Source organism: Arthrobacter sp. LAR12-1-1.1 (genome assembly GCF_040676555.1).
Classification (GTDB): domain Bacteria; phylum Actinomycetota; class Actinomycetes; order Actinomycetales; family Micrococcaceae; genus Arthrobacter.
The window spans coordinates 46,511-65,105 of sequence record NZ_JBEGIG010000008.1 but is presented as its reverse complement, the minus strand read 5'-3'; the positions used below and the strand labels follow the sequence as shown (position 1 = coordinate 65,105).

At 61.6% G+C, this 18,595-nt stretch carries 15 protein-coding genes and 3 pseudogenes; 8 read left to right on the top strand and 10 right to left on the bottom strand.

What is annotated here, in order from left to right; genetic code table 11:
* Positions 1-109: 109 nt before the first annotated feature.
* The 4 genes from MRBLAR12_RS07190 to MRBLAR12_RS07175 all read right to left on the bottom strand — a co-directional run bounded on the left by MRBLAR12_RS07190 (position 110) and on the right by MRBLAR12_RS07175 (position 4,195).
* Entirely contained in the window at positions 110-517 is a 408-nt protein-coding gene (locus MRBLAR12_RS07190; RefSeq protein ID WP_364744754.1) for a bifunctional 5,10-methylenetetrahydrofolate dehydrogenase/5,10-methenyltetrahydrofolate cyclohydrolase, read from the bottom strand.
* 1 nt (position 518) lies between these two features.
* Complete coding sequence (purU, locus tag MRBLAR12_RS07185) at positions 519-1,361, bottom strand: formyltetrahydrofolate deformylase (RefSeq protein WP_229994211.1); 843 nt, start codon at positions 1,359-1,361, stop codon at positions 519-521.
* A 142-nt stretch (positions 1,362-1,503) separates the two neighbouring features.
* On the bottom strand, positions 1,504-2,811 hold the full coding sequence (locus MRBLAR12_RS07180; protein WP_229994187.1) for an MFS transporter: 1,308 nt from the start codon (positions 2,809-2,811) through the stop codon (positions 1,504-1,506).
* Positions 2,812-2,854: 43 nt separating this feature from the next.
* Positions 2,855-4,195: a hypothetical protein gene (locus MRBLAR12_RS07175; RefSeq protein ID WP_229994186.1), complete on the bottom strand. Its 1,341-nt coding sequence runs from the start codon at positions 4,193-4,195 to the stop codon at positions 2,855-2,857.
* Between the two features lie 243 nt (positions 4,196-4,438).
* On the opposite strand from MRBLAR12_RS07175, the gene MRBLAR12_RS07170 reads away from it, so the two are divergent.
* On the top strand, positions 4,439-5,386 hold the full coding sequence (locus MRBLAR12_RS07170) for a LysR family transcriptional regulator (RefSeq protein ID WP_229994185.1): 948 nt from the start codon (positions 4,439-4,441) through the stop codon (positions 5,384-5,386).
* A 481-nt stretch (positions 5,387-5,867) separates the two neighbouring features.
* Here MRBLAR12_RS07170 and MRBLAR12_RS07165 read toward each other — a convergent pair.
* From MRBLAR12_RS07165 to MRBLAR12_RS07155, 3 genes and pseudogenes are all read right to left on the bottom strand, one after another.
* A pseudogene (locus tag MRBLAR12_RS07165) lies at positions 5,868-6,074 on the bottom strand (GntR family transcriptional regulator); the annotation flags it as partial.
* Positions 6,067-6,968 (bottom strand): annotated as a pseudogene (locus MRBLAR12_RS07160) (fumarylacetoacetate hydrolase family protein); the annotation flags it as partial. The pseudogenes MRBLAR12_RS07160 and MRBLAR12_RS07165, both read right to left, overlap by 8 nt.
* Positions 6,969-7,035: 67 nt before the next feature.
* Positions 7,036-7,947 (bottom strand): LysR substrate-binding domain-containing protein, encoded by a 912-nt coding sequence (locus MRBLAR12_RS07155; RefSeq protein ID WP_364744750.1) that lies wholly within the window; start codon positions 7,945-7,947, stop codon positions 7,036-7,038.
* 115 nt (positions 7,948-8,062) lie between these two features.
* Here MRBLAR12_RS07155 and MRBLAR12_RS07150 point away from each other — a divergent pair, with 115 nt between their 5' ends.
* From MRBLAR12_RS07150 to MRBLAR12_RS07130, 5 genes and pseudogenes are all read left to right on the top strand, one after another.
* Positions 8,063-9,358, top strand: a complete 1,296-nt coding sequence (locus MRBLAR12_RS07150; protein WP_364744747.1) for a cytochrome P450 — start codon at positions 8,063-8,065, stop codon at positions 9,356-9,358.
* Positions 9,359-9,386: 28 nt separating this feature from the next.
* Entirely contained in the window at positions 9,387-9,710 is a 324-nt protein-coding gene (locus MRBLAR12_RS07145; protein WP_229994182.1) for a 2Fe-2S iron-sulfur cluster-binding protein, read from the top strand.
* Positions 9,711-9,726: 16 nt separating this feature from the next.
* Positions 9,727-10,965 carry an NAD(P)/FAD-dependent oxidoreductase gene (locus tag MRBLAR12_RS07140; protein WP_364744744.1) on the top strand — a complete coding sequence of 413 codons (1,239 nt, stop codon included), beginning with the start codon at positions 9,727-9,729 and terminating at the stop codon, positions 10,963-10,965.
* Positions 10,966-11,060: 95 nt separating this feature from the next.
* Positions 11,061-12,446, top strand: coding sequence for an MFS transporter (locus tag MRBLAR12_RS07135; protein ID WP_364744742.1), 1,386 nt, complete (start codon positions 11,061-11,063; stop codon positions 12,444-12,446).
* Positions 12,447-12,592: 146 nt separating this feature from the next.
* Positions 12,593-13,382, top strand: a pseudogene (locus MRBLAR12_RS07130) (alcohol dehydrogenase catalytic domain-containing protein); the annotation flags it as partial.
* 1,160 nt (positions 13,383-14,542) lie between these two features.
* Here the strand turns inward: MRBLAR12_RS07130 and MRBLAR12_RS07125 are convergent.
* The gene (locus tag MRBLAR12_RS07125) at positions 14,543-15,541 is read right to left on the bottom strand and encodes a TDT family transporter (protein WP_364744739.1); all 999 of its coding nucleotides are present in this window, start codon (positions 15,539-15,541) and stop codon (positions 14,543-14,545) included.
* On the bottom strand, positions 15,538-16,062 hold the full coding sequence (locus MRBLAR12_RS07120; protein WP_229993596.1) for a PaaI family thioesterase: 525 nt from the start codon (positions 16,060-16,062) through the stop codon (positions 15,538-15,540). The genes MRBLAR12_RS07125 and MRBLAR12_RS07120 overlap by 4 nt, the downstream gene beginning before the upstream one ends.
* Before the next feature lie 405 nt (positions 16,063-16,467).
* On the opposite strand from MRBLAR12_RS07120, the gene MRBLAR12_RS07115 reads away from it, so the two are divergent.
* On the top strand, positions 16,468-16,956 hold the full coding sequence (locus MRBLAR12_RS07115) for a winged helix-turn-helix transcriptional regulator (RefSeq protein WP_364744736.1): 489 nt from the start codon (positions 16,468-16,470) through the stop codon (positions 16,954-16,956).
* Positions 16,957-17,040: 84 nt separating this feature from the next.
* Positions 17,041-17,571, top strand: a complete 531-nt coding sequence (locus MRBLAR12_RS07110) for a GNAT family N-acetyltransferase (protein WP_229993598.1) — start codon at positions 17,041-17,043, stop codon at positions 17,569-17,571.
* Between the two features lie 330 nt (positions 17,572-17,901).
* On the opposite strand, the gene MRBLAR12_RS07105 is transcribed toward MRBLAR12_RS07110, so the two are convergent.
* On the bottom strand, positions 17,902-18,594 hold the full coding sequence (locus MRBLAR12_RS07105; RefSeq protein WP_364744733.1) for a 3-oxoacid CoA-transferase subunit B: 693 nt from the start codon (positions 18,592-18,594) through the stop codon (positions 17,902-17,904).
* Position 18,595: the final 1 nt, after the last annotated feature.

Genomic DNA, 18,595 nt, shown 5'->3' with positions numbered 1-18,595 from the left:
CCGACGCCCGGAGGAGTCCGGCATCAGGTCCTCAATCAGAGCCCACTGGTCATCAGTCAAAACGGAAGTACGTGACACCCGTCCACTATTTCAAAAACCACGCCCCGAATTAGGAGACACGCCCTAGCCGGCCGGCACTAATAGTAGTAAGACCGTCGACGTCCTTTTCCCAGGGGATCCGGTCAATCAACGCTGTTGCGTCCAAGTGGGCGGGCAGCGGAAGCTGCAGCAAAATGCCCGACACTGCAGGGTTGGCTGCCAGTTCATCGAGTGCGTGAGCTACCTGTTCCTGGGTAGCGTCTTTGGGGAGGCGGCGGTGGTGGTCCTCAATTCCTGCCTGCTTGGATAGTCGGCGCTTGCTGTCGGCATAGACCTCGGATGCCGGGTTGTCACCAACAAGCACGGTCGCAAGGCCGATGGGCCGGCCGGTGGACTGTTTGAATTGCTCGACGTCGGTTCGGAGTTGTTCCCGGAGCCTCGTGGCGAGTGCTTTTCCGTCGATGATGTGGGCTGCCATGTCAGAAGACGATCGTTGTGTTGCCGTCGCGCATGACCCTGTCTTGGCAGTGCCAGGTAACGGCCCGGGAGAGCACGCTTCGTTCGACGTCGGCTCCGGAGCGCATGAGCTCCGCGGTGGATTCACGGTGGGTGACGCGGATGACGTCCTGTTCGATAATCGGGCCCTCGTCCAGGTCCTTGGTCACGTAGTGAGCTGTGGCTCCGATGAGTTTGACGCCGCGGTCCTTGGCTTTCTGGTACGGGCCGGCGCCGATGAAGGCGGGCAGGAAGGAATGGTGGATGTTGATCACCGGTACCTGGACATCGTCGAGGAACTCAGCGGAGATGATCTGCATGTACCGTGCCAGGACCACGAGGTCGACGTTTCCGTTCAGGAGTTCCAAGTGCCTGCGTTCGGCGTCCTTCTTGTCCCCCGTCACGGGGACGTAGAAGTAGGGGATGTCGAACGGGCGCACCTGGTCGGCCAGGCCGGGGTGGTTGGAGATGACCATGACGACATCCATCGGGATCTCTCCGCGCCGGTGCCGCCACAAAAGGTCCAACAGACAGTGGTCGGTCTTCGAGGCGAAGATCGCGACCCGCTTGCGCTTGGAAGCATCCGTCAGTTTCCAGTCCATCTGAAGCGATTCGGCAAGCTTCGCCTGAATATCGGCCTCAAGGACCTCTCGCTTGGCGGCGAAACCGGGAAGGTGGAACACGGTCCGCTGGTAAAGGGTCCCGTTTTCGGCGCCGGTTGTGAACTGGTCCAGGGACACAATGTTTGCCCCGTGCTCTCCCAACAGCTGCGTCAGCTGGGCGACAATGCCCGGCTTATCAGGGCAGCTGACAGTGAGTCGGCCGATTTCAGCGGTGCCACTAGCCGTAACGGGCTTGGCCGGAAGGGTGGTGCTAGACGGTTGCAAGAAGATCACCTCGTGAAAACGATAGGTTGAGTAATGGGTTCGCCGGACCAGGGAAACTCCTGGTCCGGCGGGCGCGCATGGTTTAGCGGCGGTCGCTGAGCGCCGAAGACGCGCCGGCGACTAGGTCGATTCCCTTTGGTTCCCTAATAAAGGCTGCGCCGATGTACGAGGCAATGCAGAGAATCATGATGTAGGCGGCGATGGAAAGCGAGCTTTGCGTGGCTCCGAGGAGCCACTCTGCTGCAAGGGGGGCGAAGGCCCCGCCAAGGATAGCGCCGATGGCGTATGCGATCGATATTCCCGAATAGCGAATCTCTGCCGGGAACATCTCAGCGAACAGGGCCGATAGTGGCCCGTAAGTCAGACCATTTCCGATGGTCAACCCCACCAGAGCCAGAAGGTAGAGCCACACGTTCGCGGCATCTATCAGCAGGAACAGCGGGACCATCCAGACGAACATCAAGATATAGCCGACCTTGACGGTCTTGATGCGTCCCCACCGGTCGGAAAGATGGCCGCCTACCATCGTGAAGACAAGCCAGCTCATGCCGGCGAGCGTGGAAGCCAAGAGTATTCCTGGCCTGTCCATCTTGTGAACCCGGATGGCGTAGGAGGAGAGGAAAGCAATCAGCAGGTAGCCGGCGGCGTTGCTGCCGATGAAGACCAGCGCTGCCAAGACGATCGCTTTGGGATTCCGTTTGATGAGTTCGCGCAGCGGAGATGCCGTCTCCCGTTTTTTGGCCGCCATTTCCTGGAATACGGGACTCTCGGAGACCGCGCGGCGGATGAAGTAACCGACAATAATCATCACGACGGAGAAAAGGAACGGTATCCGCCATCCCCAGGTCAGGAATTGTTCCGGGGTAGTTACGGACGTCATGATGAAGACGACCAACGTTGCCAAAATCATGCCGGCCGGAACGCCGATCTGTGGGTAGGAACCGAAGATTCCTCGCTTGCCAACAGGTGCGTGCTCGACAGCCATCAATGCGGCACCGCCCCATTCGCCACCCGCGGAGATGCCCTGAATGATGCGCAGGAGCACCAGGAGCAGCGGAGCAGTGATTCCGATCTGGGCATGCGTGGGCAGTATGCCAATAAGGGTTGTTGCAGCGCCCATCAGGATCAGTGTGGCGACCAGGACTTTTTTGCGTCCGAACTGATCGCCGAAGTGCCCGGCGATGACGGCGCCCAGTGGTCGGAATAGGAAGCTGATGCCCAGAGATGCCCAGGACACCATCTGGGCAAGGACGGACCCTTGACCCAGGGGCGCGAAGTACAGCTGAGCAAAGACGAGTCCGGCTGCTTGGGCGTAGATGAAGAAGTCGTACCACTCGATAGTGGTGCCGATCATCGTGCCGGTAAGTACACGCCTGTCTTCAGCCGTCATTTTCTCTCTTGCCCCGGCGGGGGCCATGACTGACATATTCGCGCTACTTGGCGCTGGGCAGAGAGGTCCCGGAGCCGACGAGTGCCAGCTCCGTGCGCCGATTGTCCTGCTTGAAAGGATAGGCATGAACGGTGGCCCGGATCTTCTTCTGGCGATGTCCCGGGTCACCCCACAGGACTTCTACCTCAGTGCCGGGTTCCGTGTAGGCCAAGTCGAGCACCCCGTGGGAGAGAACCTTGCGGAAGTAGTAGCTGTAACCGCGCGAGGTTGTTGAGCCGATAATGGTTTCCCCTTCCAGCACCGTGCTGGTGTACATCGCGAACCACTGGCCGCGCGGCCAATCCATGAAATCGTACGGTTCGCCGTCCTGGAAGAAGGAGTCGTAGACGTCCTTGACGTCCTCTTCATTCCAAACGAGCGTGACAATCCCGCGCTTGGGGTCGGCCGTCTCCCTCTCCAGAGCTGCCCGACCGTAGAAATCGTGATCGAACTTGACGTTTCTGGTCCATCCCAGTTCGACAGGACTACGGAACCATGCGCTGGGATCCTCGCCGTCAAAGCTTCCTTTGACCTTCATGCACCGCTCGAAGCTCTGGTACCACTCCGGGCTGCCGTCGTCTGTCACCTCGACGTTGTACTGCTCGTAGTATTCCCGTTCAGTTTCGCCGGTAATGGCGGGGAGGTAGTCATGGGTGACGGTGGGGAAGCCGGCCTCCAGGTGGTTGACCATGGCTGTTCGGGCACCCATGCGGCGGATGTTGAACGCCTTCCCGGCTTCGAGCACTGCGGCCCGGATGACTTCGGCGATCGATCCGGGACCCTGCAGCTCGAATCCGATTTCGCCGGCCATTCCTTGGCGGAGAAGGCGAACCTGATGTCCGGCAATTGTGGCTTTCCGGAAATGCATGAACTTGATGTCCCGCAGCGACTCGAAGGTCAGGAGTTCGAGGAGTTCAAGGGACTTCGGTCCCGAAACCTGGAACTTGAACTCGCTGATTTTCAGGGACAAGTCGGCCTTGTAAGCACCCTTCTTGAAGTTGTATTCAAGCCAGGTGCTGACCGGCCCGCGTGCATTGAACAGGAAGTCATCCTCTGCCCAACGGGCCAGGATGCCTTCCCCGATGACCTTGCCGTCAAGATTGCAGAAGATGGCGTGCTTGGCTTGTCCGATGGCGAATTTGGCGAAGCTGTTGACGGCGAAGTCTGAAAACAGCTGCAGTGCATCTGGGCCTGTGACGCGCAATTCGTCCAAATAGGACCAGTCTCCGAGGTAGACGTCCTCCTTCCACGACATGTTCTCGTCCTGCCAGCCCGAGTACTCGAGCCTGCCCCACGATGCGGCAATGTCGAGTCCGGCACGCATGGTCTGAATGTTTGATCTCACGGTTTCTCCTTTGAAGCGGGTCTCGGCACCGGCGACGCTTAGGTGCCCATGCAAAACACGTTAAAGGGCCGGAGTTTCTTTGAAAAACGGAAAATAGTTGAGGTATTCAGCACTAAAAGTTCGGTATCAGCGGGGCTGTTCGTATGCATCCCAACGCCCAAGCGGATCATGAGAGTCCGGCGCAGTTTCCTTTCCTTCACTGCACTTGCGGTTTCCCTCTCAAAAACCAACTAGCATTTGGGTATGCCGTCGTTCAACCTAATCCAATTGCAGTATTTTTGTTCGGTGGCCGAGACCGGGTCCTTCGCCGGGGCAAGCATCCGCGAAAACGTTTCGGCTACTGCCATCGCCGCTTCCATCTCACAGCTGGAGCGGGGCATGAAGACTCAGTTGTGCGTGCGGCGCCGGGCCCATGGGGTGGACCTCACTCCCAGCGGGCGACTTCTGCTGAACGAAGCGAGAGCTCTTCTGCGGGCAGCCGAGGAGGTTGACCTGACAGTGGCCGGTCAAGGCGAAGAGCTTGTGGGCCCCATTACAGTGGGTTGCTACCCGACGTTTGCTCCCACTCTTATCCCTGCGCTCATCGACGAATTCGCGGCTCTACATCCGCGCGTGGACGTCGACTTCCGGATCGCACCTCAAGGTGCTCTGATGGAGCTCCTCGGCGAGGGGCGGATAGACCTGATCCTGGTCTACGATCTGAATCTGCCATTGGACCTCCAAGGAGTTGTCCTTTATGAAACGCCTGTCCACATCATTGTGGGAGCCCGACATCGGCTGGCGGGAAGAGGATCCGTGGCACTTGCAGAGTTGAGAGATGACCCATACGTATTCTTCGACTCCCCGCCGGCGAGCAACCACGCGATGGAGATCTTCAAGGACTTCGGCATCAGACCCAACATCCGGTACCGCAGCGAACAGTATGAGTTGACTCGTGCCTTGGTCGCCAGGAACCTCGGTTACTGCATGATGATTCACCGCTCGCGCTCCAAGACGAGCTACGAGGGTCTGGCACTCGCAACTTTGGAGCTTGAACCGGCAATGCCGCTCGAACGCGTACAGGTTGCCTGGCTCCGCCGAACGCCGCTGACGACCAGGGCTGCTGCATTTACCGAGTTTGCCCGCGATTCTGTCGGTAAGGAGCAACAACGCTGGTTCGACTCAGTCCGGGGTGTGGGCGACAGAGGTTGAAATTAGCACGGTGCCGTATTTCTGTTGCGGTTACGGTTACGGTTACGGTTACGGTTACGGCTACGGCTACGGACCCGGCGCCAGCCAGGTGTCACCGAGAACGAACAGGATCCGCTTGAGGCAAGCTGAGAGCGTCACCCAGCGTTTTGACAGCGGTGAAGTCGTTAAACGAGAAGAGGTGGATTCCGTAGAACTGTGCTCCTGCGGCTTGGGAGTTGGTCGCCACCGATGAGATGAACGGCAGGGGATCAAATCGCGTGGAGGACAGAAGTCCCTGCGCCATGTTTGGCCGCCAGCCGGATCAGACGAATCCTACTGACGGGCCCATGCGTACCGAGCGATACCGGGGGAGTGACACCCTCCGAGCTCAATCGTCTGCAATACTCAAACCACAGCCGGAACATCAAAGCACATTTGAGTCACGAGCATTTGCGCATGCAACTGCTTCACCTTCAGCGAGGCCAGGTCTTTCCGCTCACGGGATGGCCTCGCGGACCGGCACCACGCTGACGCCCAGGTCCTCGGTGATCTTGGCCAGCACCAGCCGGTAGCCGGGGGAGTAGCTCCCGTCCACGATCCGGGTCTTGACGGCCGCGTAGGCCTGCTCGGATTTGCTGGCGGTGTGCGTCGCGGTCTGCGTGGCCGTGAACGTGGCGGTAGGAGAGCCCACGGCGGCGGTGTCATTCATTGGCTTTGCCGGCTTCCCAGTTCTCGTAGCGGGCCCGCCAGTCAGCGTTCAGCGGATAGAGTCCGTCCACGCTGTGGCCCTGCTGCACCATCTCGGTGATGAACGTTTCCTCGCGTTCCTGGGCGATGGAGTCGTCGGCGAGTTCCGCGGCCAGCGCCGGCGGGATCACCAGGATGCCGTCCGCGTCGGCGACGATGATGTCCCCGGGCTGCACGGTGGTGCCGCCGCAGGCGATGGTGATGTCCGTGTCCCACGGGATGTGCCGGCGTCCCAGCACGGCGGGGTGCGGGTTGGCGTAGTAGGTGGGCATGTCCATCGCGGCGACGGCGGAGAAGTCGCGGACGCCGCCGTCGGTGATGATGGCCGCGGCGCCGCGGACCTGGGCGCGCAGGGCCAGGATGTCGCCGATGGTGCCGGTGCCCTTCTCGCCGCGGGCCTCCATCACCAGGATCTCGCCCTCGTTGACGGAGTCGATGGCCTTCTTCTGGGCATTGAAGCCGCCGCCATGGGTCTTGAAGAGGTCCTCGCGGTTGGGGACGTAGCGCAGGGTCCGGGCCAGGCCCACGATCCGCCTTTCCGGCCGGGTGGAGGTCAGGCCGTCGATGCTGACGTTGTTCAGGCCGCGCTTGCGCAGCTGGGAGGACAGGGTGGCCGGCAGACGCTCTCCAGCCTCGCCTTCAGCGCCAGGGACAGGACCGGACCGACGGCCGCGGTGCCGGCCGCTTCCCGCGAGCCGTATGCCTCCTCCCGAGGCAGATCATCGGTCTTGGGCCGGGCGCCAAAGTCCGCGAACGGCGTTGTGCCTTCCTCCACGCGAGTGACCAAGCCGCCGGTTGTCCAGGCAGCGCCGGTGAGTCCGCCGGCGCTGCCTTCAACCTCGACGACGTCGCCCGGCTATCGCTGAATCGCCGTCGTGCATCAACCCTTTGGTCTTCATTTTTCTGGCACCTGGCGGTCGCTATCAGGGTTCAATGGCGTCCAGGACCTCGACTGCATATTGGATGACAGCCAGTGACCGGGCAGTTTGCGCCGTTTCTTTTGGCCAGACCGCAACAACAGAGGTCTGTCCGGCGCGGGGGCGAAGGTGCCTGGTCACGAGTCCCTTGCCCTCGCTGGAAACCGGGATCTGGTTGGGCCGCGACATCAAGAGACTATAGCCGAGCCCCCGCCCGACCATTGCCCGGACAAGATCGATTTGCGGGACTACTGCACCCACACTTGGCTTGAGTCCACGCTGAGCGAACATCAACTGTGTATATTCCGTGCTGGGGGCCGTGTTAAGCATGATGAGTGGCTTGGCCGACAGATCCGCGAGATCCACGTCGTCTTCTTCAGCAAGTGGATCGTTGGCCCCCAGAACGGCCATGACTTCGGTCTTGTAGATGACCCTGCGCTCCACGTCCGCTGGCAAGCCAATGTCATAGACGATGGCCGTGTCCAGTGTTCCATCTTCAAGCGCCGGCAGCAGGTCTGAGTGGTCCCCTACCGTGATGCTGATTTCGATCTTGGGGTGCAGGTTGGCCATGCCTTCAAGCACGGCGGGCAGGACGTTGCTTGCCAGGCCCGTATAGCAACCCAACGACACCGGCCCCTTCAGCTCGCCGCGCAACTCACCCAATCCGTCTGCCAGTGCACTGGCCTCGCGAAGCAGTTCTTTGGCCCGCTTCGCGAAGTGGCGCCCTGTCGGCGTCAGGTGCATGCCCCGGGCCTTCCTCCGGATGCACAGTTGTTCCCCCAACGCTGCCTCAAGCTCGCTGATGGCGTGCGAGAGCGCGGATTCGGAGATGTGGAGCTGTAGCGCCACGGATCCCAGGGTGGTGTGTTCCGGCAGCGCGGCGAAGAGTTCGAGCTGACGAAAGGTGAATTTAGGCACGAAAATCTCTTCTCCTAAAGAATCGAAATACTTCCACTAATATTCACAGTTTACTAGAAGAAGGTTGGCTGTGACACTGATTACACAACGACGTGCCAGGAGGAGTAGGACCACAATGACGACACAAGCCCCACAGTGCCCCTTCCACGGGAACTCGGAGACCCGAAGCGTTGACGCGGAATCGGTGCGCGGCAGCAGCGATCAATCTCGCACCACCGCTTCGCACGACGCCGCCGACTACCCCGTGGCTGACTGGGTTGACGTGGCTGAACTTGCATCGGATCCCTACCCGACCTATGCCAGGCTGAGGGCGGAGTCTCCGATCGCCTGGGTTCCGCAGCTCAACAAATTCCTCGTCACTAACTACGCCGGCTGCCACACGGTGGAACAGGATCAGGAAATCTTCAGCGCCAACGTCTCCGGCTCAACGATGACCCGGGCCGTTGGAGCCCGGCCGATGTTGCGCAAGGACGATCCAGAGCATTCGGCAGACCGGGCACCCGTAAATCCTGTACTTCGTCCCAAGTCCATCAAGGAAGTCTGGGGACCGGTTTTTGAACGCAACGCCGAAACCTACCTTGAGAAGTTCGCCGAGATCGGTCCCCGGGAAGCAGACCTGAACCGGGACTACGCCGCGCCCGTGGCCTCGCAGAACCTCATTGACCTGCTGGGGCTGAAGGACGTTTCGGTCGATCAGGTACGCCGCTGGTCCCACGACTTCATTGCTGGCATGGGAAACGTTCTGGACGATCAGTCGATCTGGGACCGATGTGACTCCTCGACCGAGGAGGCCGACCGCTTGCTCGAGGAGTTGATCCCCTACTACCGGCAGAACCCGGACGCCTCGATGGTGTCCGCATTCGCAAACAGCGGGCTGCCAACCTCCAACGTCACCGCCAACATCAAGCTGACTATCTCCGGCGGAATGAACGAGCCCCAGCACATGGTCACCAACATGGTCTGGGCCCTCAGCAACCACCACGAACAACGCGCGCAGGTCCTAGCCAACCCCGCATTGTGGGCTTCGGTGTTTGACGAAGCTGTCAGATGGCAATCGCCGATCGGGATGTACCCGCGCGAAACGACCCGGGAAACCGTCCTCGAAGGGGTCCGGATCCCCGCTGGCGCCGGTATAGGCGTGGTCGTTGCATCCGCCAACCACGACGCCGCCCACTTCGGAGAATCCGCTGCAGACTTCGACATCCACCGGCCCAAGCGCCCCCACCTCGCTTTCGGCAGCGGCGTCCACCTCTGCGCCGGGCACTGGGCCGCAAAGACTTCAATCGGCCAGGTGGCGGTACCGCTGGCATACAAGCGCTTCCCAGGGCTGCGCGTAGATGAACGGCGGAATGAAAGCTGGGATGGCTGGGTCTTCCGCGGACTGACCAGCCTGCCCGTCACCTGGAACTAGAAGCACCACCAAATACCAAGGAGCAACGATGCCCACCGTCACCTACACTCAGCCAAACGGCACCCAGCAAACCCTCCAGGTCCAGGAGGGCACAACACTGATGCGCGCCGCCGTCACCAACGGCATTGACGGCATCATCGGCGAATGCGGCGGGCAGGCCATGTGCGCCACATGCCACGTCTACGTGCGGCCGGAATATGCACAGGCGCTGCCCGAAATCAGCGACGATGAAGACGAAATGCTCGACTGTGCCACAGCCGAGCGGTTGGACACATCCCGTCTGGCATGCCAGATCAAAATCGACGCAGAACTCACAGAGATTGTCGTCGACATCCCTGCCGGCCAACTCTAGAAGCGGGGAAAATGACATGAGCGTTGTCATCATTGGCGGCGGACAGGCCGGCCTGCAGGTCGCCGATACGTTGAGGACCGAGGGGTATGCGGGCAAGATCCATGTGATCGCTGAGGAATCCGGGCTGCCCTATCAGCGTCCGCCGCTGTCAAAGGACTACCTGGCCCCGGGCAAGGAACCGGCTCCCTTGCCGTTGCGCGGCGCATCCTTTTTTGAGGACAAGAGCGTCACACTCCATGAAGGTGTCCAGGCACTCGCCATTGACCTGGCCGAACGGAAGGTGAAGCTCACCGAGGGTTCACTCGACTACGACCACCTCGTCTTCGCGACCGGCGCCCGAAACAAGATGCTGAACTGTCCGGGCGCGTCCCTGTCCGGCATCCATGGACTGAAAACCCTGACAGATGCAGAGGCGCTGCACCGGGCGCTGCCCACCGCCCGCAATGTCGTCATCATCGGTGCCGGATTCATTGGACTGGAATTTGCCGCCGCCGCCCTGGCCCACGGATGCAAGGTGACCGTCCTGGAATTCGCGCCTCGCCCGATGGGACGTGCACTGACCCCCGTCATGGGGGAGTGGTTTGCAGCCGCTCACCGCTCACAAGGTGTCGACCTGCGTCTCGGCGAAGGCATCGACCGCTTCGAGCCTGGCACGGATGGCTGCGTCGGAGCCGCAGTGTCAACAACAGGGGCGTCATATCCTGCTGATCTGGTCCTCGTGGGCATCGGCGTGCAGCCCAACGACACCCTGGCCTCGGACGCCGGCCTCGAAACCAGCAACGGCATCGTTGTCGATGAAACGCTGCGCACGGCGGACCCTGCCGTTCTGGCGATAGGCGACTGCGCCAGTTTCCCCAGCGCGCACGCCCAGGTCCGTCTGCGTCTGGAGTCGGTCCAGAATGCCACCGATCAGGCCCGGCATGCCGCCCGTACCATTCTCGGGGCTGTACACCCCTACACGGAGCTGCCCTGGTTCTGGTCCATACAGGGCCCCTACCGGCTGCAGATGGCAGGGCTCGCACGACCCGACGACGACATGCTGGTCGTGGGTGACCAGGCGGCAGCAAAGTTCTCCGTCCTCTGCTTCAGGGACGGCGTCCTCACGGCTGTGGAATCGGTCAACGTCACCGCGGACCATATGGCTGCCCGCAAACTACTCGTCGCCGGCGCAGGCATCACCCGCGCCCAGGCAGAAACCGAGGGGTTCACCCTGAAGGCAGCTGCCAGCACCCCGTTAGTGCCAGTAGTGGCCTGACACGGATTACCAGTCTCCGCCCAAAAAATCGGCAGCAAAGTTTGATGCCCCAGGGTTTCCTCTCTGGGTACAGCTCTTAAACCAACTGGAGAACCATGAGCATGTACACACACAGTTCGAAGGCGAACCAACGTCGCGTCGCCTTTGCAACCGTCATCGGCACCACCGTTGAATGGTACGACTTCTTCATCTACGCCACGGCCGCCGGCCTGGTCTTCGCCCAGCTGTTCTTCGAACCAGCCGGCTCCTCCATCGGACTGCTGTTGTCATTCGCCTCCGTCGGCATCAGCTTCCTCTTCCGACCCCTCGGCGCCTTCCTGGCCGGCCACTACGGCGACAGGATCGGCCGCCGCGCCATGCTTGTGCTGACCCTGATCCTCATGGGCGTCGCAACCACCCTGATCGGCCTCCTGCCGACCTACGCGACCGCCGGTATCATCGCCCCGGTCATGCTCCTGCTGCTGAGGATCCTGCAAGGCATCTCCGCCGGCGGTGAATGGGGAGGCGCCGTCCTGATGGCAGTCGAGCACGCCCCCAGCGACCGCCGCGGACGGGCCGGGGCGTTCCCGCAACTGGGCGTTCCACTGGGACTGCTGCTGGCCTCCGGCGTCACAGCACTCATGACCGGTGTAGTTTCCCCCGGGGCAGCCTTCCTCGAATGGGGATGGCGGGTACCCTTCCTGCTGAGTATCGTTCTCGTTGCCGTGGGCTACTTCGTACGCCGCGCGGTGGACGAATCCCCTGTATTCCAGGAAATCGCTGCAGCCAAGAAACAGCCCAGGACACCAATCGTGGAGCTATTCCGGCGCCACGGACTCCTCGTAATCATCGCCGCCCTGATCTTCGCGGGCAACAACGCTGCAGGCTACATGGCAACGGGCGGCTTCATCCCCAGCTACGCGACCAGCCCCGCTGTCGGTCACGGACGCACTGACGTGCTCGTTGCAGTCGCTTACGGTTCTGCTATCTGGCTCGTCTTCACCTACCTCGCCGGATACCTCTCGGACAGGATTGGCCGCAAGCGCACCTACTTCATAGGCTTCGGCGCCCAGCTGCTGGCCTGCTTCCCGCTCTTCTGGCTGATCAACACAGGGTCCTTGGCGATGCTCTATCTGGCGCTGACCATATTTACCGTCGGTCTGGGACTGGCGTATGGCCCGCAGGCTGCCCTGTACTCGGAAATGTTCCCTGCCTCGGTGCGTTTCTCGGGTGTCTCCATCTCCTACGCTTTGGGAGCGATCCTGGGCGGCGCCTTTGCCCCGACTATAGCCACAGCATTGGTACAGGCCACAGGCGGAACCGATGCCGTTTCCCTGTACCTGGTCGGGATGACCCTCATCTCTCTTGTGGCCGTCTCACTGGTGCGGGACCGCTCAGGTATCGACCTTTCCATCCGGAATCAGGCCGAACAGGAAGTTGGAGCCCTCGTCTTTGACCGGCGCACCGCGGACGTTCCAAATGAGCTCATTCGCACCAACTGATCACGCCGTCATTTGGGGCCGGGGTAGCTGACAAGGCCCTGGCCCCAAGCGCGGCGGATGACAGCGTCGAGCCGGCAACAATGAAGCACAAGACTTGAAGACCACAATGGCTTGCTGCACGGCGGACGGAAGAAGGGCAGCTAATCATGGCACACCGGGTTAGGACAGCTGTAGCCAGGGAAAAGAATGCGCCGATGTCGGTGGAGACTATCCTGGTGCCGGATCCCGGGTTGGAGAGGCCCTGGTGGACATTCTCACCTGCGGCGTCTGCCAAATGGACCCGCACTACAAGCAGGGCGGAATCACTGACGATTTGCCCATCCTGTTGGGCAACGAGGCCAGCGGTGTGGTCAGCGCCGTCGGACCGGACGCCAACGAGGTGGCCCCCGGCGACCGCGTGATTCTGAACTGGCGGACGGTGTGCCGTGAATGCCGGGCGTGCGCCAAGGCCAGCCGCAGTCTTGCTTAAACACCCACAACGCTGCGGACAGATGACCCTCGAGCACGGCACGGAGCTCTCGCCCGCCCTCGGCATCGGCGCCTTCGCCGAGAAGAAGAAGGTCGTCGCTGCCGGGCCGTGCACCGAGGTTGAAGAGGACAGTGATTCGGCAGCCGTCGGGCTGCTCGGATGCGGAGTGATGGCAGGCATCGGTGCCGCCATCAACACCGGTGAGGTCAAGCGCCGCGAATCCGTCGCCGTCATCGGCTGCGGCGGTGTGGGTATCGCCGCGATCGCTGGCGCCATGCTGTCCGGCGCCACCACGATCGTCGCCGTTGACATTGACCCGAACAAGGTGGAGATGGCCAAGTCCTTTGGCGCCACCGACGGCGTCCAGCCGGGAAGATCCCATTGAGGCCATCCGGCACTGCGGGGCAGCGGCGCGGACCTGGTGATTGACGCCGTCGGCCGTTCCAAAAACGCAAAAGCAGGCCTTCTAACGGCGCCTGCGGAGCCTTGGGTGCCCCACTTCTACAAGGGGCGGCCAGTGAGTGTCGGTCATGCGGCTACGTAACCGTTTGCCTATTATGAGATGTTCGGAAAGGAGGGACGAACAGCCATGACCCATGTCGACTCCCAAACTGTCCAATGCCGCCGCGTTGGGTGTCTGGTAGCAGTCGTCACCGACGGTTCGGAGAACATTACGCCAGAGCGGAGCACCATCACGGACAGCGTGAACCTGTCGTGGCCCGCAGCGTCACGACAGACTTCTGGACCAGGGAAGATTATGGGCAGAAAGAGGGTGTGCACAATGTGCACACCCTGGGCTTCGGATCGGGTCGTACTGGTGCCGGACTGGGCCGGATTGCGGAGATATTCGGGGGAGTGGCGGAAATTCAAGGGGTGGAACCCGGTTCGAGTCCCACCTCGGGCACAGCATTCCCCCTCGTCAGAGGCGATTTTGCTTTGACGTGTACAAAGCTTGTGGTCGCGTCGCTCTGACGGTTGGTGTGCGGGCTTTGGCCTGGCCGCCGCGTGGCTTGTTCACGTGTGTGGGGTGACGGGTTCAAGTCCCTGGCTGGTGGGCCTTCCGCGCGCTGTGACTGGGGTTATGCGGTTCCTCGTTCCGGTTTTGTCGGTGTGGGCAGTGGTGGCCTACACCTATTCATGGACCGGGGGAGCGGGGACTACATGACTGTGACGATTGCGCTGTAGGAAGCACCGGGAGGCTGATCATAGGAACACCCGCGTACGCCGTGCGGCGCTGTTGTCCTAGCAAAGAGGGTGTGTACAGTCTCCACGCTGTCGTCTGCTTTATTCGAGGACGTGACGAATTGAGTCCGATGTCAGGTTGGGCCATAAACCCTTCGATCGCGGTGCCCGTGAAGTGGTTCTTGGAGCGCAACGAGACTGGGATGCGGTGTGATCTGCGGCGATAAACGGAGGCGTTTCAGCACTGCTGCATGTCGCTCTCGGTGCCCCGCCGCGGGTATGAGGCAGTCAGGCCGGCTCTCGGCTGCTGCCCGGTTGTCTCGTATCCCTAGGGGATACGAGACGGGGGACGAGATCATGCCCTCGCTCCGTGGCTGGTGCATTCTTGCCCTGCGACCTTAATCGACGGTCAGTCGCCTTCGTTCACCTCGTCCGACGCGTCTGGCTATGCGCGGGCACTTCCCGTCTTCGCGGTGCGGGCGGCAATGGCGAGGGTGAAGGCTGTTGCGAGCCCGAGTATCGTCCAGGCGTAAATTTCCCAGCCGGGGAGGTTAGTTGTGGCAAGCCAGCGGATGGCGTAGTTGGTGGTCGCGCCCACGGGGAACGTAAACACCCAGAACGCTGGTGAGAAAGGCAGCTTGCGATATTGGGGGAGGAGCATGACCTGCATTAGCGCCATGATTGCCAGCACGCCGGTGAGCCCGAGTTGCACGGTCCCTACGGGTCCCGGGTGTGACACCATCCAGGCGATGTTGGCCGTTGCAGGCGCAGCCAGGTATGCGGACAGTCCAGTCTTGGCTGCTGGTGCCAGCGCGCCTCCGGTCATGAGCCGGACGGTGACGACGGTGCCCACGACAAGCCAAAAGAATACGCCGACGCCAAACGCAGCCATGGCCGCATCATGGACGTGGAGGCTTGCAAATCCGATGCTCGCAACGAAGGACCCGGCAACGACAGGCAGCAGGTAGCCGGGATGGATGGACTGCATCGATACCCCGCCTGTCACCCAGTGGGCGAGAAGTTGTGCGGCGACGATGGCCAGGGCGGCGATGGACGCCACACATAGCCAGGCACCCCAGGGCGGCAAATACTGGCTGTAGTGGGAGGAAAGCAGGATCCCGACGAGTGGAATAAAGGATGCGAAAGGCCCTGCCACCTCGTGCTTGAGGTCAGAACGGAATGTTCCTTTCCGCCGAAGGCCCCGGAACACGTACAGGACGGTCAGGACCAGCCACAGGGCGGTGGCTGCTCCGTAGAGAGTTTCCTCCGGCCATACAGGGGATCCGAGGGTGCCCCTTGCGGCGGACCAGGCGCCGCCCAGGCCGGCAAGCCCCAACGGTACGCCGAACCGGCTCAACTTATGCATCCCTGGCTCGGCGTGCGGAAGCAGAACAGGTTTCTGCGCCACAGGCGCCTGGGCAACAGTGGTGGCACTATGTGTCATGGTGCCAGCGCCTCCGGTTGGTGGGGAAAGACGAGGAGTGTGCTTGTGGCGGTGGCGAGGAGTTCACCTTCGGTGGTGCTGAGGCGGCCTTCTGTGAAGATGAGCCGCGAACCAGCTTTCACCACTGACCCCTCTGCTCGAAGGGCGCCCTTCCGGAGCGTGACGGGCCGCAGGTACTTCACCGCCAGGTCGATGGAGGTGTAGCCGAGACCTGCTGCCAAGGTGGTGTGTGCTGCGCAGCCGAGGGCCGTGTCAAGGAGTGTGCATGTTAGGCCGCCGTGCACCATTCCAAGGGGGTTGTAGTGGGCTTCTCCCGGCCGACACTCGAATTCGACGTGGCCATGTGTAGCTTCGACGAGATCGAATTTCATCAGGGATGCGATCGGCGGCGGCGCTATGCTGCCGTTACGGAGGCCGGAAAAGTAGTCCATACCCGACAGTAGTGGCAGCTGTTGGAGAGCTACTGCCGGGTCCATCCAGGTGAAGGTCTCCGAGCGCTCTGCGGAGGTGTTGCTTGTCATGAATGTATCTCTCTGAGTTCTTAGGAGGTCTTCAGGCTTTGCCGGGGTCATGCCGGCCGTTGGCTGCCAGCGCCGGGTAAAGACCGGAGATCGCACCAGAGAGGCCAAGCTTCACGCCGGCAGTGATGTCATCCACGATGACCTTGTAATCTCCCTTAGGTGGCGGGCTGTCGCATACACCTTGGCCGTGCCCCTGGCGAGGGCCTGTTCCGCGAGTTCGGGGCCGAGCCCTCCATTCGCACCCGTGACAAGGGCGACGGCACCAGACAGCAGTGGCATGAATTCTCCTGATCTCTGCAGGGCGGCGACGCGGTTGCTGCAGCCTTCGAAGATCAGGTTAGCTCAGTCGGTTTGAATTTCCAACTAACTTGTATGCTTATAGAAAGCACTGAAAGCAGGTAAGTCATGACACCAACCGATACGGCCAGGGATGCGCCCAGGGCATGCTTCATCGCAGCAGGGCTCGAGGTGCTGGGAGAGCGGTGGGCGCTGCTGGCCCTTCGGGAGATGTCCCTGGGCGTTCATCGATTCGACCAGATAGCCCGTAACACAGGCGCCTCCCGCGACATACTGACAAGCCGGCTGCGGACGCTCGAAAGCCATGGCGTTATTGAGCGCGTCCAATATTCCGAACACCCCCCGCGCCATGAGTACCACCTCACAATTTCCGGGGCCGAGATTGCTCCCATTCTCATCTCACTCGCAGCGTGGAGCAGTACCTGGATGCGCGACGAGACCCCCCGCGCCTCTTACCGGCACAGTTGCGGGGCCGACCTGAAACCGGTGCTGACCTGCGCGGAATGCGGCGAGGAATTCAGACTGGGCAGTCTGATGCTGGGACCGCTTGTGTCTACGGCCGACGCGATACCGGTGGACCAGCAACGACAAATTTGAAGGGCGACGACGGAACACCCCGCGGTCGTCTCCTGTAGCGGCAAACCATGGAATATCGATAAGACGTACATCAGGAGCAGATAGATGTCCGGGAATCCGGCAGAGACACTGCAAATAGTTGACTTTGAAGACCCCAGAGCAACCCGTCTGCGGGATCTGCTAACAGACGAGCTCCTCGCCCGGTACGCTACCGAAGAAGAACCTCATCTTTCCGAAGCAGCGCAGACAGCGCTCTCCGTACCACCGCAAGATTTCATCGCCAGCGTCCTGGTACTTAATACCGTAGGTGAAGCCATAGGGCACGGCGCTCTCCGCCGGTTAGATGGGGAGTGGGAGGTCAAACGGGTCATTACAGACCCTGCAGCCCGAGGTATGGGCGCTGCGACCGTACTCATGGCTGAACTCGAGAGGATTGCCGCCGGTGCCGGCGCCCGTCGCGTTATCCTGCAAACCGGGGGCAAGCAGCCGGAAGCTGAAGCCTTTTACCGGAAACTTGGATACCGGCAGATACCAACTTATCCTCCCTACGAGGACGCCATCCCGACGTCGATCTGCTTTGCAAAACAGCTTCAGCCTATGAAGGACCGGCTCCCGTCCGTTCTCGGCCAGGAATAGAGGTCCGGCCGTTGGCAGAAAAGGTCCAACTCTGACATGAGCTTTTCGTCTCGCTCGAACCACGATAGTGGACCTTTCGTAAGCTACGGCGGCGGGGCAACGGCGCAACTACGGCGCCGGCAGGAGAGTGCTTCACCCCAACTTGGCGTGACGCATGTACTGGTAGAGGTTTCCCTGGGCAATAAGACGAATCCACTCAGCCCGGAGCGCCTTGGCTCAGGCAGCTTCGGGCATCCCAATGCACTGACAGGGTACCTCCGACCTTGAAGGCCAATTTGGAGATACAGGACGCGATTACACTCTGATGCCGGTATGGCATGCCGAAAATAGCTAGACCGTCGCCTTGAGGGGGACGGGCACCAGTGTCTGGAGTTCCTCGAGCGTGCAGCCGAAGGTCTCCCGCACCTGGACGCCGTCGGGTCCGGTGAGGAAGACGGCCTTGTCCGTGTAGACGCGGGTCACGCAGCCGATCCCGGTGAGCGGGTAAGTGCAGGTCTCCACGAGTTTGGACGCGCCGTCGCGGGTCAGGAGCGTCATCATGACGAAGACGTCCTTGGCGCCGGTGGCGAGGTCCATGGCGCCGCCGACGGCGGGGATCGCGTCCGGGGCGCCGGTGTGCCAGTTGGCGAGGTCGCCGGTGGCGGAAACCTGGAAGGCGCCCAGGACGCAGATGTCCAGGTGTCCGCCGCGCATGATGGCGAAGGAGTCCGCGTGGTGGAAGTAGGACGCCCCCGGCAATTCGGTGACGGGGATCTTGCCGGCGTTGATGAGGTCGCCGTCGATCTGGTCTCCGGTGGCCTCCGGGCCCATGCCGAGCATGCCGTTTTCGGTGTGGAGCGTGATGTTCTGCTCCGGCTCGAGGTAGTTCGAGACCAGGGTGGGCTGGCCGATGCCGAGGTTCACGAAGGATCCGGGCTCGATGTCGCGGGCCACGAGACGGGCGAGATCGTCACGGCCCAGCGGCTTGTCGGAAGCCTGGATGCCGGTCCGGACGTTCACCTGGTCATTTGCGGGGATGCTCATC

Coding starts and splice junctions, on each gene's coding strand:
- MRBLAR12_RS07190 (WP_364744754.1), bottom strand. CDS start 517: ATGGCAGCCCACATCATCGACGGAAAAGCACTCGCCACGAGGCTCCGG.
- MRBLAR12_RS07180 (WP_229994187.1), bottom strand. CDS start 2,811: ATGACGGCTGAAGACAGGCGTGTACTTACCGGCACGATGATCGGCACC.
- MRBLAR12_RS07170 (WP_229994185.1), top strand. CDS start 4,439: ATGCCGTCGTTCAACCTAATCCAATTGCAGTATTTTTGTTCGGTGGCC.
- MRBLAR12_RS07150 (WP_364744747.1), top strand. CDS start 8,063: ATGACGACACAAGCCCCACAGTGCCCCTTCCACGGGAACTCGGAGACC.
- MRBLAR12_RS07145 (WP_229994182.1), top strand. CDS start 9,387: ATGCCCACCGTCACCTACACTCAGCCAAACGGCACCCAGCAAACCCTC.
- MRBLAR12_RS07140 (WP_364744744.1), top strand. CDS start 9,727: ATGAGCGTTGTCATCATTGGCGGCGGACAGGCCGGCCTGCAGGTCGCC.
- MRBLAR12_RS07135 (WP_364744742.1), top strand. CDS start 11,061: ATGAGCATGTACACACACAGTTCGAAGGCGAACCAACGTCGCGTCGCC.
- MRBLAR12_RS07125 (WP_364744739.1), bottom strand. CDS start 15,541: ATGACACATAGTGCCACCACTGTTGCCCAGGCGCCTGTGGCGCAGAAA.
- MRBLAR12_RS07120 (WP_229993596.1), bottom strand. CDS start 16,062: ATGACAAGCAACACCTCCGCAGAGCGCTCGGAGACCTTCACCTGGATG.
- MRBLAR12_RS07115 (WP_364744736.1), top strand. CDS start 16,468: ATGACACCAACCGATACGGCCAGGGATGCGCCCAGGGCATGCTTCATC.
- MRBLAR12_RS07110 (WP_229993598.1), top strand. CDS start 17,041: ATGTCCGGGAATCCGGCAGAGACACTGCAAATAGTTGACTTTGAAGAC.
- MRBLAR12_RS07105 (WP_364744733.1), bottom strand. CDS start 18,594: ATGAGCATCCCCGCAAATGACCAGGTGAACGTCCGGACCGGCATCCAG.